This window comes from Enterobacter sp. Ap-1006, assembly GCF_011752835.1.
Taxonomy (GTDB): domain Bacteria; phylum Pseudomonadota; class Gammaproteobacteria; order Enterobacterales; family Enterobacteriaceae; genus Cedecea.
The window spans coordinates 441,046-454,562 of sequence record NZ_VWWU01000003.1; the positions used below are offsets into that span (position 1 = coordinate 441,046).

At 54.7% G+C, this 13,517-nt stretch carries 14 protein-coding genes; 11 read left to right on the forward strand and 3 right to left on the reverse strand.

Features of this window, described 5'->3' with window-relative positions:
* Positions 1 to 368 precede the first annotated feature (368 nt).
* The 5 genes from rhtA (at position 369) to glnQ (ending at position 4,683) form a co-directional block, all read left to right on the forward strand.
* On the forward strand, positions 369 to 1,256 hold the full coding sequence (rhtA, locus tag F3J28_RS10285; RefSeq protein WP_008461030.1) for a threonine/homoserine exporter RhtA: 888 nt from the start codon (positions 369 to 371) through the stop codon (positions 1,254 to 1,256).
* Positions 1,257 to 1,565: 309 nt separating this feature from the next.
* Entirely contained in the window at positions 1,566 to 2,069 is a 504-nt protein-coding gene (dps, locus tag F3J28_RS10290) for a DNA starvation/stationary phase protection protein Dps (protein ID WP_039301421.1), read from the forward strand.
* A 361-nt stretch (positions 2,070 to 2,430) separates the two neighbouring features.
* Entirely contained in the window at positions 2,431 to 3,177 is a 747-nt protein-coding gene (glnH, locus tag F3J28_RS10295) for a glutamine ABC transporter substrate-binding protein GlnH (RefSeq protein ID WP_008461028.1), read from the forward strand.
* Between the two features lie 127 nt (positions 3,178 to 3,304).
* Entirely contained in the window at positions 3,305 to 3,964 is a 660-nt protein-coding gene (gene glnP / locus F3J28_RS10300) for a glutamine ABC transporter permease GlnP (RefSeq protein WP_008461026.1), read from the forward strand.
* Positions 3,961 to 4,683, forward strand: a complete 723-nt coding sequence (glnQ, locus tag F3J28_RS10305) for a glutamine ABC transporter ATP-binding protein GlnQ (protein WP_008461025.1) — start codon at positions 3,961 to 3,963, stop codon at positions 4,681 to 4,683. Before glnP ends, glnQ begins: the two co-directional genes overlap by 4 nt.
* Positions 4,684 to 4,739: 56 nt before the next feature.
* Here the strand turns inward: glnQ and rlmF are convergent, their stop codons facing one another.
* Entirely contained in the window at positions 4,740 to 5,681 is a 942-nt protein-coding gene (rlmF, locus tag F3J28_RS10310) for a 23S rRNA (adenine(1618)-N(6))-methyltransferase RlmF (RefSeq protein ID WP_166875550.1), read from the reverse strand.
* Between the two features lie 101 nt (positions 5,682 to 5,782).
* On the opposite strand from rlmF, the gene F3J28_RS10315 reads away from it, so the two are divergent.
* The 5 genes from F3J28_RS10315 to F3J28_RS10335 all read left to right on the forward strand — a co-directional run bounded on the left by F3J28_RS10315 (position 5,783) and on the right by F3J28_RS10335 (position 10,774).
* Positions 5,783 to 6,409 (forward strand): flavin reductase family protein, encoded by a 627-nt coding sequence (locus tag F3J28_RS10315; RefSeq protein ID WP_166875553.1) that lies wholly within the window; start codon positions 5,783 to 5,785, stop codon positions 6,407 to 6,409.
* Between the two features lie 193 nt (positions 6,410 to 6,602).
* A complete protein-coding gene (mcbA, locus tag F3J28_RS10320) occupies positions 6,603 to 6,860 on the forward strand; it encodes a DUF1471 family periplasmic protein McbA (protein ID WP_008461021.1) in 258 nt (85 codons plus the stop codon).
* Between the two features lie 192 nt (positions 6,861 to 7,052).
* On the forward strand, positions 7,053 to 8,360 hold the full coding sequence (gene celB / locus F3J28_RS10325) for a PTS cellobiose transporter subunit IIC (RefSeq protein WP_166875556.1): 1,308 nt from the start codon (positions 7,053 to 7,055) through the stop codon (positions 8,358 to 8,360).
* Positions 8,361 to 8,366: 6 nt separating this feature from the next.
* A complete protein-coding gene (locus F3J28_RS10330) occupies positions 8,367 to 9,335 on the forward strand; it encodes a glycosylasparaginase (RefSeq protein ID WP_166875559.1) in 969 nt (322 codons plus the stop codon).
* Positions 9,332 to 10,774, forward strand: coding sequence for a leucyl aminopeptidase (locus F3J28_RS10335; protein WP_166875562.1), 1,443 nt, complete (start codon positions 9,332 to 9,334; stop codon positions 10,772 to 10,774). The genes F3J28_RS10330 and F3J28_RS10335 overlap by 4 nt, the downstream gene beginning before the upstream one ends.
* Before the next feature lie 192 nt (positions 10,775 to 10,966).
* Here the strand turns inward: F3J28_RS10335 and F3J28_RS10340 are convergent, their stop codons facing one another.
* On the reverse strand, positions 10,967 to 11,800 hold the full coding sequence (locus F3J28_RS10340) for a helix-turn-helix domain-containing protein (protein WP_166875565.1): 834 nt from the start codon (positions 11,798 to 11,800) through the stop codon (positions 10,967 to 10,969).
* Between the two features lie 361 nt (positions 11,801 to 12,161).
* On the opposite strand from F3J28_RS10340, the gene ybiJ reads away from it, so the two are divergent.
* Positions 12,162 to 12,422: a DUF1471 family protein YbiJ gene (gene ybiJ / locus F3J28_RS10345; protein WP_008461011.1), complete on the forward strand. Its 261-nt coding sequence runs from the start codon at positions 12,162 to 12,164 to the stop codon at positions 12,420 to 12,422.
* A gap of 130 nt (positions 12,423 to 12,552) precedes the next feature.
* Here ybiJ and ybiB read toward each other — a convergent pair whose 3' ends face one another.
* Positions 12,553 to 13,515 carry a DNA-binding protein YbiB gene (gene ybiB, locus F3J28_RS10350; RefSeq protein WP_166875568.1) on the reverse strand — a complete coding sequence of 321 codons (963 nt, stop codon included), beginning with the start codon at positions 13,513 to 13,515 and terminating at the stop codon, positions 12,553 to 12,555.
* Positions 13,516 to 13,517: the final 2 nt, after the last annotated feature.

The window sequence follows — 13,517 nt, forward strand, 5'->3', positions numbered from 1 at the left end:
ATCCACCTCAAATGTGCTTCAAGTAAGTCCTAAGTTTTAAATATAACAAAACCATGACAGAAACTCTTCGCCAATTGTGTTGTCTAACGATCTTTTTCCTGTAACATAACATTTCCACTACATGCTAAATCACTAAAAAATCAGGAAAATACCGCTTCGCGACGGCAAATTTTAATCCCTTTAATAACATCGTCATTCAGATAATTCTGGAATTATTTTTGACACAAACTGACAAAAGCCCCCGGATCGTACTCCACGCCATGAGAATTTTTCTTAATGAAAGTTCAACCAGCCATAACTTAATCCTTTAGACTGGGCAGACTTTTATTTTCTTGACCAAACATAGACAAATACTGACAAGGTACAGGATGCCGCAAACCTCCCGTAATATGCCGCGCTGGCTGCCGATCGTAGTTTTACTTATCGCCATGACCTCGATTCAAAGCGGCGCCTCGCTGGCGAAATCATTATTCCCACTAATCGGTCCCCAGGGCGTCACTTCGCTGCGCCTGTTTTTAGGCACTCTTATTCTCGCGGTGATTTTTAAACCCTGGCGCCTGCGCTTTAAGCCGGAGCAACGCCTGCCTTTACTGTTTTATGGGCTGGCGCTGGGCAGCATGAATTACCTCTTTTATGTCTCTCTGCGCACGGTGCCGCTGGGCATCGCGGTGGCGCTGGAGTTTACCGGGCCGCTTGCCGTGGCGCTTTTTGGCTCACGCCGTGCCGTGGACTTTATCTGGGTGGTGCTGGCGGTGGCCGGACTGTGGTTCCTGCTTCCCCTCGGCCAGGACATCTCCCAGGTAGATTTGACCGGTGCTGCCTGCGCCCTCGGGGCCGGTGCCTGCTGGGCTATCTACATTATTGCCGGGCAAAAAGCGGGCGCTGAGCACGGCCCGGCAACGGTCGCGTTTGGTTCTCTGATTGCTGCCATTATCTTTGTCCCCCTGGGCGCCTGGGAAGCCACCAGCTCGCTGCTGCAGTGGTCGCTGCTACCCGTCGGCCTGGCGATTGCCGTGCTTTCCACGGCGCTGCCTTATTCGCTGGAGATGATTGCGTTAACCCGACTCCCTACCCGCACCTTTGGCACACTCATGAGCCTTGAGCCTGGCCTTGCGGCCCTGTCAGGTATGCTGTTCCTCGGGGAGCATCTGACCCTGGTACAATGGCTGGCTCTGCTCTCCATCATCGCAGCATCGGTGGGATCAACGCTGACCATGAAACGCGAAGCACAGATTAAAAACGTCGACATAAATTAATCTGTTGCCCTGCATTTAATGCGGTGATAATTGCCGCATTAAATGATGTATCCGTAATCAAGCACTTATATTCCCGCCAACTGTAATACTCAATAAGAATTATTTTCTTTTCGCCGTCATATTTATTCATGATTTTTGACATAAATTAAGAACACTCAATAACCAGCTGTTAAATAACAAATTAATCTTTTCCATTTTTCTCTTACTATCGGTTTGATAGGTATTACCCTCACCAGCAAAGTAAAAAAGCGGTGCTATACTTATCCCCGGTAATTCATTGGGACACCAACATCAAGAGGATGAAAGATTATGAGCACCGCTAAACTGGTAAAAACTAAATCTACAAACCTGCTATATACCCGCAATGATGTGAAAGACAGCGAGAAAAAAGCCACCATCGAGCTGCTGAATCGCCAGGTCGTCCAGTTCATCGACTTGTCGCTGATTACCAAGCAGGCTCACTGGAATATGCGCGGAGCTAACTTTATTGCCGTGCACGAAATGCTGGACGGCTTCCGTACGGCGCTGACCGAGCACCTGGACACCATGGCAGAACGTGCCGTGCAGCTTGGCGGCGTGGCGTTGGGCACCACTCAGGTGATCAACAGCAAAACTCCGCTGAAAAGCTACCCACTGGACATTCACACCGTTCAGGAGCACCTGAAAGAGCTGGCAGATCGCTATGCCATCGTGGCGAACGATGTGCGTAAAGCCATTGGTGAAGCAAAAGACGAAGATACCGCAGATATTTTCACCGCCGCTTCCCGCGATCTGGACAAATTCCTGTGGTTCATTGAGTCCAATATCGAGTAACCAGAGCATTTTCCTATGGCTCCTCCTCCGCCCGGGGGCGGAGCCTGCACCAAAACAGCGCAGACCATCGATTAATTCATAGCCCAAAGTTAATCAAATGTAATAATCACCTCACACAATCGTTAACGAATGATTGTTTTGTCCACTGATTTCGCGGTAAAACTAACCCCTACCCTGCCGGCTCATTTTGCGCACCAAAATGGTGCACCATAACGGTGCGTTATGACCTGCTTGCAACGCTCAATGTGCAATGTTAAATAATCACATCCTTGCAAAACAGTAAGTTGCAAATTTGGCACGATTCTTTCATGAGTCGCCGCTGACGCAGGGGATCGCCCCGTGGATTAACAAAGGAAATGCTATGAAGTCGATTTTGAAAGTTTCACTGGCTGCACTTACCCTGGCTTTCGCTGTATCTTCCCATGCCGCTGATAAAAAACTGGTCGTTGCGACCGACACCGCGTTCGTTCCTTTTGAATTTAAACAAGGCGATCAGTATGTCGGCTTTGACGTGGATCTGTGGGCGGCTATCGCCAAAGAATTGAAGCTGGACTATACCCTGAAGCCAATGGACTTCAGCGGCATCATTCCTGCCCTGCAAACCAAAAACGTTGACCTGGCACTGGCCGGGATCACCATCACTCCTGAGCGCGAAAAAGCGATCGACTTCTCCGACGGCTACTACAAAAGCGGCCTGCTGGTGATGGTCAAAGCCAATAACAACGACATCAAAAGCGTGAAAGATCTGGACGGTAAAGTGGTTGCTGTTAAAGGCGGCACCGGCTCCGTTGATTACGCGAAAGCTAACATCAAAACCAAAGACCTGCGTCAGTTCCCGAACATCGATAACGCCTACATGGAACTGGGCACCAACCGCGCTGACGCGGTTCTGCACGACACGCCAAACATCCTGTACTTCATCAAAACCGCCGGCAACGGTCAGTTCAAAGCGGTAGGTGAGTCTCTGGAAGCTCAGCAGTACGGTATCGCCCTGCCTAAAGGCAGCGACGAACTGCGCACCAAAATCAACGGCGCGCTGAAAACCCTGAAAGAGAACGGCACGTACAACGAAATCTACAAAAAATGGTTCGGTACCGAGCCTAAATAATAATTCTAAGTATGAGTAAGACCTGAGGGGCGCCTTTCGCCCCTCTTATTATTAAACGCCTCTCACGCTGCAAGGCCCCGGCCTGAAGCCCGAAGTGGTGAACCACGGTAGACAACAGGAACACATCATGCAGTTTGACTGGAGCGCCATTTGGCCTGCAATTCCCATCTTGTTTGAAGGCGCTAAGATGACCCTATGGATTTCCATCCTGGGTCTTTGCGGCGGTTTAGTAATTGGTTTAGTGGCGGGCTTTGCTCGTACCTACGGCGGCTGGATTGCCAACCACGTAGCGCTTGTTTTCATCGAAGTGATTCGCGGCACGCCAATTGTGGTGCAGGTGATGTTTATCTACTTCGCCCTGCCGATGGCCTTTACCGATCTGCGTATCGATCCGTTCAGCGCGGCGGTCGTCACCATCATGATCAACTCCGGGGCCTACATCGCGGAAATCACTCGTGGTGCGGTGCTCTCTATTCATAAAGGCTTCCAGGAAGCGGGCCTTGCGCTTGGGCTGTCAAAACGTGAAACCATCCGTCACGTAATTATGCCGCTGGCGCTGCGCCGTATGCTGCCGCCGCTGGGTAACCAGTGGATCATCAGTATCAAAGACACCTCGCTGTTCATCGTTATCGGTGTAGCAGAGCTGACTCGTCAGGGTCAGGAAATTATCGCCGGTAACTTCCGCGCGCTGGAGATTTGGAGCGCCGTTGCGGTCTTCTATCTGATTATTACCCTGGTGCTGAGCTTCGTGCTGCGTCGCCTTGAAAGAAGGATGAAAATCCTGTGATTGAATTTAAAAATGTCTCCAAGCACTTTGGCCAAACCCAGGTGCTGCACAACATTGACCTGAACATCAAACAGGGTGAAGTGGTGGTGATTATCGGGCCAAGCGGCTCCGGCAAATCAACCCTGCTGCGCTGCATCAACAAGCTGGAAGAGATCACCAGCGGCGACCTGATTGTTGACGGCCTGAAAGTGAACGATCCGAAGGTAGACGATCGCCTGATCCGTCAGGAAGCTGGCATGGTGTTCCAGCAGTTCTACCTGTTCCCGCACCTGACGGCGCTGGAAAACGTCGCCTTCGGCCCGATTCGCGTCCGCGGCATGAAAAAAGACGCCGCTGAGAAGCTGGCGAAAGAGCTGCTGGCGAAGGTTGGCCTGGCGGAACGCGCGCATCACTATCCGTCAGAGCTCTCTGGCGGCCAGCAGCAGCGTGTGGCTATTGCCCGTGCCCTTGCCGTGAAGCCGAAGATGATGCTGTTTGATGAACCAACCTCGGCCCTCGACCCGGAACTGCGTCATGAAGTGCTGAAAGTGATGCAGGACCTGGCCGAAGAAGGCATGACCATGGTGATCGTGACCCACGAAGTCGGCTTTGCCGCGAAAGTGGCTTCTCGCCTGATCTTTATCGACAAAGGCCGCGTGGCGGAAGACGGCAACCCACAAGAACTTATCGACAACCCGCCGAGCCCGCGCCTGCGCGAGTTCCTGCAGCACGTCGCATAACGTTCTTCTCAGGCGGCAGGTCTGGTGCCTGCCGCCCGCTAACCCAACGGATTAACTTATTTCCCGCGGGTTTTCGCCCAGCGTGCGCGCTGGGCATCATCCATAAAGCTCCAGGCAATAAAACGGCTCTGTTTTTGCCCCTGCGCCATCTCTTTTTTCACCACTTTCACCACGCCGTTTTCCTGCATCACGCGGTACAGCGCAGGCAGGTTTTCACCTTTTGAAACCAGCGACGTAAACCACAGCACCTGGCGGCCAAACGCTTTACTTTCTTTGATCATCTGGCTGACGAAGGCCACTTCGCCCCCCTCGCACCACAGCTCCTGCTCACGACCACCAAAGTTCAGCGCGGCCCCGGCGTCCTGGCCAAGATTACGGCGCTTACGCTCGCTGCCGCTGCGGGCCGCCTCGACTGAATCGTGGAATGGCGGATTACATAGCGTGGCATCATAGGTTTCATTTTTGTGGATGATGCCGTCCAGAATGCAGCCAGCATTTTTCTGGCGACGGAGACGGATCATGCGGCTAAGCCCAGGATTGCCGTCTACAATTTGCTGCGCGCTGCGAAACGCATCGCCGTCCAGCTCAGAGCCGGTAAAGCGCCAGCCGTATTCGTGCTGCCCGATGAGTGGATAAATGCAGTTCGCGCCGACGCCGATATCCAGGACGGAAGCCTGGGCAGGTACAACGCCGCCGTTGCCTTCCGCCAGCAGGTCGGCCAGATGGTGAATATAGTCCGCCCGGCCCGGCACTGGCGGGCAAAGGTACCCTTCGGGGATATCCCACTGCTTAACCTGATAAAAATGTGCCAACAGCGCCTGGTTCAGCGCCTTCACCGCCAGCGGATTTGCGAAGTCAACGGTTGTGTCGCCGTGCGGCCCCGGGCGTAAAAACTCGGCCAGCGCCGGGCTGCTCGCGGTTAATGCTGCAAAGTCATAGCGGCTACGGTGACGGTTACGCGGATGCAAACCAGGTTTGGTGTCGGCAGGGGTTTTCATTGGGGCTTCTCCTTGTGTGGCCGCGTAAGATACTCTGCTCTCCGCGTCGGGTAAATACATCGCTGACGATTTGACCTTTCCAACATGAATTCAGGTGCGTAATGAGTAAAAAACGTTATTACTACGAGCCCTCGGAAGGCCACGGTTTACCACACGATCCGCTGAACGCCATTGTCGGGCCGCGCCCTATTGGCTGGATTTCCTCCTGCAACCTGCAGGGCCAGCGCAATCTCGCGCCGTACAGCTTCTTTAACTGCTTTAACTATCGTCCACCGATCATTGGTTTTTCCAGCACCGGCTGGAAAGACAGCGTCCAGAACATCCTCGACACCAAAGAATTCGTCTGGAACCTGGCCACGCGCCCGCTGGCAGAACAGATGAATGAAACCTCCGTCACGCTCCCCAGAGGAGAAGATGAGTTCCAGCGTGCGGGCCTGACTCCAATTGCAGGCACCAGGGTCAGCGCCAGCCTGGTGGCTGAAAGCCCGGTCAACTTTGAATGCCGCCTGTCGCAGTGCATTCGCCTGACCTCTGCCGACGGCGACGAGCTGAACAGCTGGCTGGTGCTGGGGGAAGTGGTTGCCGTACACATCGACGAGCACCTGCTTATCGACGGCATCTACCAGACCGCGTTGGCGCAGCCCGTGCTGCGGGCCGGAGGGCCAACCGCCTATTACACAGTTGATGAATCACAGCGTTTTGACCTGGTTCGCCCTGACGCGCGCTAAACCAGAAAAAAAACAAATAAAATCAGCCACCTGGTTATGGCTTTTTTGTCAGCATTTGGTCAAGTTTTATCGTTCAAAAAACACGTACAAGTCCATCAGTTTTTTGCGCCATTGCCTGCCCAAAGGGGAACTAGACTGTAATTGTCAGACAACAAAAAGGTGTTTTGCTCTCAACGCTCAAGAGGATGTAAAGATGAAAAAACTGCTGTATTTCTCTGCGGTTATCTCTCTTGCTGCACTGCCTTTTGCCTCCATGGCAGCCCAGGAAATGAGTAACGCAAACGTCGGACAGATGCAACCTTTTGGCACCGTCACCGCCAAAGCGTCTAACCTTGACGATCTCCAGGCTAAACTGGCTGAAAAAGCGAAGGAACAGGGTGCAACCGGCTATGTAATTAACTCCGCTGGCGGCGATAACCGCCTGTACGGCACCGCTACTATCTACAAATAGCCCACGTTCCAGCCAACATAATGCCCTGCTTTGCGGGGCATTTTTATGGCACCTTCACCCTCAAATCATTTAAGCAATCATATGATACTTATATGGCTCATCTGTGAATTAACTCACTTTATTAGCCCCGAACAACCACTAAGGTAGAAGCACGCAAGAATTGTCTCTTGTGATTACTTACGGAGCGGTAAAATGAAAAACCTGATGGCCGCATTAGAAGCCCGGCTGATGCCGCTGGCTGCCAAAATGGCGCAGCAGCGCCACCTAGGCGCCATTCGCGACGCCTATATCTCGTTCATGCCGTTTATTATCGTTGGTTCCATTCTGCTGGTGATCTCGTCCTTCCCAAGTACCCATTACCAGCAGTTTATGGCTTCTGTTTTTGGTGAGGGGTGGTCCGCCACCGTTGAGATCCCTTTTAACGCCATCTTCTCTACGATGGCGGTGTTTATCAGTTTTCTGGTGGCCTACCGGCTGGCGGAACGCTACGACATTGACAGAATGTCATCGGGCATTTTGTCCCTCTCCTGCTTTCTGATCCTCACGCCTTTTGCGAAACACCCGGACGTCGGCAACCTGATCCCGATGGAATGGCTGGGATCGAAGGGGCTGTTTGTGGCGATGCTAGGTGCGCTGGCGAGCACCGAGCTTTTTGCCTGGATGCTGCGCCAGAACTGGGTGATCAAAATGCCGGATGGCGTCCCACCGGCGGTGCAAAAATCCTTTGCCGCCCTCATCCCTTCGCTGCTGATTCTGATTGTCGCCCTGGCGGTTCGCGTGCTGTTTGCCAAAACCGACTACCACACCATTCACCAGTTCGTGTATGAAGTACTGGCGACGCCGATTCGCCACTTCGGTACCTCTTACATTGGCGCACTGTTCACCTGTTTCAGCATCACCAGCCTGTGGTCGGTGGGGATAAACTCCGGCTCGATGGTCAACGGCATCCTCCGTCCGTTCTGGATGGAAAACCAAATGGATAACCTGGCCGCTACGCAGGCCGGGATGCCTCCCCCGCACGTAGTGACGGAACAGTTCTACGACATGATCTGGATGGGCGGCGCGGGCGCTACATTGTCTCTGGTGATTGCTATGCTGCTGTTTGCCCGCAGCCAGCACATCAAAAACGTTTCGCGCCTGGCCGTCGGCTCCTCCATCTTCAACATTAACGAGCCGGTGCTGTTTGGCCTACCGGTCATCATGAACCCCGTCATGCTGATCCCGTTCAACCTTGTGCCGCTGGTGCTGGTCACCGTGCAGTACATCGCGATGTCCATTGGCATGGTAGCCACCACCACCGGGGTGTATATCCCCTGGACGCTGCCGCCGGTATTAAGCGGATTTATCGTCACCGGCCACCTGAGCGGCGCGGTTATACAGATAATCAACCTGTGCATCGGGGCGCTGATTTATCTGCCGTTCCTGAAAGTGGTCGACCGGCAATATCGGGCCAATGAAGCACCGGCTCAAGTGACTGAACGTAAACCCGCCACGGAGTAGTTAAACATGACGTTAGCAGCAAACTGGGGAACGATCGCCACCTGGCGTATGGCATGGGAAGGGATAGGTGAAGCGGCTGAACGGCTGCAGCAAGGCAGTTCGGCGAGCGATGCCGTCGTGCACGCGGTTAAATGCGTGGAAGATTATCCCTTCTATAAATCGGTCGGTTATGGCGGCCTGCCGAATGAACAAGGCGAAGTCGAACTCGACGCCGCCTTTATGGACGGTACCAGTCTCGCGCTCGGTGCCGTGGCTGGGGTAAAAAACATTGCCAATCCGATTCTGGTGGCCAAAGCCCTGAGCGAAGAGCGCTTCAACAGTTTTATGGTCGGCCAGGGCGCCGAAGCGTGGGCCAAAGATCGGGGTTTTGAAAGCAAAACCATGCTGACCGAGCGCGCGTACAACCATTACCTGAAGCGCAAGCGCGAAACACTGGATCGCGGCTTAAGCCCGTACACCGGGCACGACACCGTGGGGGTTATCGCCCTTGACGGCCAGCAAAGAATGTCGGTCGCCACCTCCACCAGCGGCCTGTTTATGAAACGCCCTGGCAGGGTGGGCGATTCCCCGGTCTCCGGCTCCGGCTTCTACGCCGACAGCGAAGTGGGTGCCGCGACGGCGACCGGCCTCGGGGAAGACCTGATGAAAGGCTGTATCAGCTATGAAATCGTCAGCCGCATGGCGCGCGGCATGTCGCCTCAGCGCGCGGCTGAGTCCGCCGTGTACGATCTTGAAGCCCGACTGATTGCCCGCTACGGCCGGGCAGGCGACCTGTCCGTCGTCTGCATGAACAACCGGGGCGAATACGGCGCGGCGACAACCATCGACAACTTCTCCTTCTCTGTTGCCACTCCAGCGCAGCCCGCCCAGGTGTTTCTTACCGCCAGGGACGGCAACCGAACGGTCATCCGCCCGGCAGATCGTGAATGGCTGGACGCCTATAAACAGCGCATCACCGCGGAGGTAATCCAATGAAATGTATACTCGTTTCACCCGATGCAGCCTTTAACAACGCTCATCTTATCTTGTGGGACACTTCCCTAAGCCGCTGGCCAAACGCCCTGCAATCCTTGCTGGAAGAGATGTCAACCCACGATGAACCGCAAACCACTACCTTTGGTTTACGGGGTATCTGTGCGCGGCTGTCGCTGCTGCCTTCAGCAGAAATCACTCAGCCAGCCGTACTTCGCCAGCTGCTTTCCGCCGCCGAAGCGCTGCTGCCCTCCCCTGTTTTGCAGCCCGTGGCACTGGATCTCGCGGGCTTTAATCTGGCGGATGAAACCACCTTTGTTCGCCTGCGCACGCTGATGATTGCCCTCCTCAACCGCTTCTATCAGCTGCCGCAGCTGGGCTATCGCGAAGACGAACCGCAAAGCAATGGCGAGCTGTGGTTGATTACCGAACCCAATAATGCGCTGGCTCGCCGTCTGGCTTCCCAGGCCGAAGCCATCGCGCAGGGCATGCTGCTCTCTCGCCAGTTGGCGGATTTACCCGCGCTGAATTGTCGGCCACAGGATGTGGCGCTGCAGGCGGAAACCTGGGCCCGCCAACACCCGCAAACCCAGTGCGAGATTCTGGACGAGCAGGCCATTTTTGACCACGGACTCGGCTGCCTGCACGCCACGGGAAAAGGCAGCGTCAACCCTCCCCGGCTGGTGACGCTGCGCTGGCAGGGTGCCAGCGAAGAAGCGCCAGTTTACGCCCTCGTCGGGAAAGGGATCACCTTCGATACCGGCGGAATGTGGCTGAAAGAAGGTGAAGGCATGCGCACCATGAAATATGACATGTGCGGCGCGGCAGTGGTGTTCGGCATGATGGAAACGGTGAAGCGTCTTGAGCTGCCTATTAACGTCGTGGCCCTTATGGCGCTGGCGGAAAACATGCCCGGCAGCACGGCGATGATGCCGGGTGACGTCGTGCGCTCCCACTCGGGGGCCAGCGTCGAAATCATTAATACCGACGCCGAAGGGCGGCTGGTTCTCGCCGACGCGCTCAGCTACGCCGCAGCGCGTTTTAAGCCCGTCGAAATGATCGACGTCGCCACGCTGACCGGCGCGGTGGTCAAAGCGCTGGGCTACGATATTTCGGGCTTAATGAGTAACAATGAAGCCCTAAGCCAGCGCCTGCAGCAGGCAGGTAGCCTGACACAGGATCGCGTCTGGCCGCTGCCGCTGGACGAAAGCTTTGACGGTCAGGTCAAAAGCGTCATTGCCGACTACACCAACACGCCGCCCAACAACGCCGCCATTGCGGTGTCCGCCGCCCAGTTCCTGAGTAAGTTCTGCCACCAGCGCCCGTGGGCACATCTGGACGTCAGCGGCACCGCGCTGTCGCGTGGGAAATTCACCCAGGCCAGCGGCCGCCCGGCACATTTGCTGACGCAGTATTTCTTGTCGCTGTGTGAAGGGAAATAGCGTTGCCATGAATTAAACGCCCCAATGGGGCGCTTCGACGACTGACAAGCCTCTGACAAGAGAAGAAATATCAGGCCTCATGTTAAAAAACAGGAAAATCAATTTGTTGATTTTCGGCTGATAACCACAAAGAGGGAAAAACCACGCTTTTTCTCTCTTTGTCAACAACCTAAAGCGCCCCAATGGGGCGCTTTAACGATGGGAATGATGAAGTTTCAGCCACGCCTCGGGCGTCAGGTTTTTCAGCCGGCTGCGGATAATCCTTTTATTGAGCAGATCTTCAAACTCCAGCAGCACCGCCCCCAGCCCCAGCCGCTTATCAAAGCGCTCGCCGTTCAGCAGCGCTTCCAGCGCCTGGTGGTAATTGCCCTGTCCGGCTTTTTCCAGCCAGGCTTCCTGCGCCGTAGCCTGTAAAGGCACATCCAGCGCTCCGGCAAGCTTCTGCGTGAACGAGCAAGATTTTGCCGTTATGGAAAGCACGGCGAGCGGCAACCCTTCCCGCAAAAAGCCCACCAGCGGCTCCGCCACCTCTTCACTGCCGCGCTCGCGCAGCGCAACGGCCATATAGCCGGAGGTTCTTTCACTGAACACCAGCAGTTCACCTTGCTTATGGCTAATCGTCTCCGGCAGCGAGAAGGTATCCAGCGTAAAATGGCCCGGAGCCTGGCTGAGCGCAGGCTTAGTCATGCGCGACAGCTGCCAGTTTTGCAGCATACGGCTGACGCTTGCGCGGGAAATACCCTGCTGAATCAGTAAGCGAGCAGCTTCGAGAAGTTCATCGAGGGACAGCGCGAGGCGCACGCGCAGGAAGATCAGCATAGATTCCTGCTCGTGACTTAACGCCCGATGAATGGTATTCGGCCGGTGAGATTTGTCGTAACAGTCGTCGCGTTTGCGCCAGCGCCGGACGGTATCGACCGAAATGTTCAGCTCCTCCGCCAGCTCGCCGTCCGTTTTCGCGGACTCCTGAATGTACTTTCGCGTACGCGGCGTTGTTGTGGCGTTGGAGTGCAGCTTTATCTCCATCGAACCTCATCCGTCGGGTTAAAAAGGAAAGAGAACAGTATAAAAGCTTCCCTGCCAGCTTACTGCGCAAATCATCAAAGTCAGGCTGAAAAAGAGGCGCAAGCGATTGCTCATCAGGTAAGACCAGCTCTGGCAAAAAGAGTAGCAAAATGTGCGCAAACTAAGTGTTTCCAGGGTTAACGTCACGCAACGAAACTATTTACTCCGTAATTATCATTTATTTCAATACGTTATAACTAATTCAATTTTTTTGATTAAGGTCGTCAATTCTCTTCGATTTATTCTTCCACAGAAAATTGTGACCATAATCACATCGACGGAACAACGTCACCTTAACAGAACAACCTGCGAGAATTTAGCCATGAAAACCATCAAATATGCTGTAGCTGCAATTGCTCTTTCTACTCTGTCTTTCGGTGCTTTCGCTGCCCAATCCGTAAACGAAGCCCAGGCGCAGAACCTGAATAAAATTGGCGTTGTTTCCGCCACTGGCGCAACAACTCTGGATGGCCTGGAAGCAAAACTGGCCGCTAAAGCAGAAGCCGCTGGCGCAAGCTCTTACGCGATTACTTCTGCCAACACCGAAGGCCAAATGAGCGGCACCGCGGTTATCTACAAATAATCCCGCGCTCAAGTAATACCCTCATCAAGGCTGGTACCCTCATCGGCCTTGATAGCACTACCCTTGTTTAACCCTGATGTTACCCTTGTTTGCCCGCGATGCCTGTCGCGGGCTTTTTTTTGTTTAGCATTCAGAATACGTCGGCAACCCGCGCCAGGCCGGCCTCAAGCGTTGCAGCCTCTCCGGTAGCAACCAGGCAACAGGCCATCTGAATTTTCAGCGACTGCGGCACCGGCTCAACGCCCGCCACGCAGCGCTCAATCCAGCGGGCAGTGACTTCAGGATCTTTACCTGATGGCAGCACGACGCCTTCGTGTTCGGCTTGCCGCTCGCTCACGATGCGGGTGCCCTGTCCATCAATCAGCGTTATTTGCGGGCAGCGCTGCGGGTTGGCGTACACTTCACCTTCGGTGCCGTGCATTAACAGCCCCCGGCCGCCGATATCAGCAAAAAACTTCGCCACTTTCGGCACATATTCCGGGTGAGAAACGCTGGCCAAACGCAGCGCGGCCTCCTCCTCAAACGGCGTGGCCAGCTTCGCCAGCGTGTGCGCGCTGTTACGCACCCCCATGCGCCAGCGCATTGCCAGCTGGTTTTCCATCGGCGGGCAAAGCACGCCAATCGGCAGATAGACGGGATGATGAGATTCAAGCTTCGCCTGTGCCTGTCCGGCGTGGCGGGTCGGCTCAATGCCCAGCAGCGTAAAGATGGTTTCCGTCAGCACTCGGGTGGGATCTTCACTCACGCCGTGGATCACAACCGGGTAACCCAGTTTGTTGAGCAAAAGCGCCAGCAGCGGCGTGAGGTTAGCCTGCTTGCGGGCGCCGTTATAGGAAGGAATGACAATCGGCATCGGCTTGCCGGGCGGCGGCGTGAGCGTAATGACATGCTGCTTCATCGCCTCATAAAAACCGAGCATCTCCGCTTCGCCTTCGCCCTTAATACGCAGGGCAATCAGCACCCCGCCCAGCTCAAGGTCAGGCACTTCGCCCTTCAGCATGTGGCTATACAGCCCGCGCGCCGTATCAAAATCGAGATCTCTGGCGTGGTTTTTCCCACGGCCAATTTCTTTAATGATTTTGCGATAGTCCATCC